Source organism: Oleiphilus sp. HI0128 (assembly GCF_001635365.1).
This window is the reverse complement of sequence record NZ_LWGG01001405.1, coordinates 1-925: the sequence shown is the minus strand read 5'-3', so window position 1 is coordinate 925 and position 925 is coordinate 1. Positions and strand designations below refer to the sequence as shown.

The window sequence follows — 925 nt, the reverse complement described above, 5'->3', positions numbered from 1 at the left end:
TTCGAGTCGCTCTTGGCAAGCACCGCATTTGCCACAGGCCTTTTCTCTGCCGTTATAGCATGTCCAGGTTTTACCGTAGTTAAGTCCCATTGCCAGCCCTTTGCTCAGTATTTCTGTCTTATTGATATCCTGAAAAGGTGCAATAATATCAACCGCTTCGTAGTTAGCGATTTTAGAAACCGCATCCATCTTTTCGATAAACTCAGGGCGACAATCCGGATAAATAGCATGATCACCACCGTGGGCGCCGTAGTAGACGGCACTGGCTTTTATTGAAACTGCATAAGCGATCGCAAGAGAAAGCATTACCATATTACGGTTGGGGACCACCGTCGATTTCATGCTTTCTTCTTCATAATGCCCTTCAGGGATTTCAATGTCATCCGTGAGTGAGGAGCCGAGTAATAATTGATGGATTGCGGTGATGTCGACAATTTTATGAGGCAGGCCTAAGTCGTCACATACCTTCTGTGCGTAGTGAAGCTCTTTAGAATGCTTTTGACCATAGTTAAAAGACAGGGCGTAAACTTTCTTACCTTGAGCAATCGCTTGATTTAACAGGGTGAATGAATCCATTCCGCCGGAATAGATAACAACGACTTTATCGCTCATAGCTTCCTCATATAGTCCTTACAGTTGAATTGTGTGGCATTTTATCTCTGTGAACTGGAAAAAGACAGCGGGCTTAGGCCAGATGGTTCAAGGGAACAGAAGTTCGATCGATAATCTTTCTTAGTACAAAGCTGGAATGAACACCGGTAACGCCGGGTATGCGTGTTAGTTTGCCTAAGAGGAAAGCTTGATAGGCATCCATGTCACTCACCAATACTTCAATCATATAGTCCGCAGCTTGCCCGGTGATTAGCATGCATGAGAGTACCTCCGGGCAATCGCTCAATGTTTCCTCAAAGGTATCAAAGCGGTC

The 925-nt window shown here is 45.0% G+C and carries 2 protein-coding genes; both read right to left on the bottom strand.

Going from position 1 to position 925, the window contains the following annotated elements; genetic code table 11:
* The coding region (queC, locus tag A3763_RS23135) for a 7-cyano-7-deazaguanine synthase QueC (RefSeq protein WP_068760601.1) at window positions 1-612 on the bottom strand (612 nt) is incomplete at its 3' end.
* Window positions 613-685: 73 nt separating this feature from the next.
* On the bottom strand, window positions 686-925 hold a 240-nt coding region (locus A3763_RS23130), incomplete at its 5' end, for an Lrp/AsnC ligand binding domain-containing protein (protein WP_197483068.1).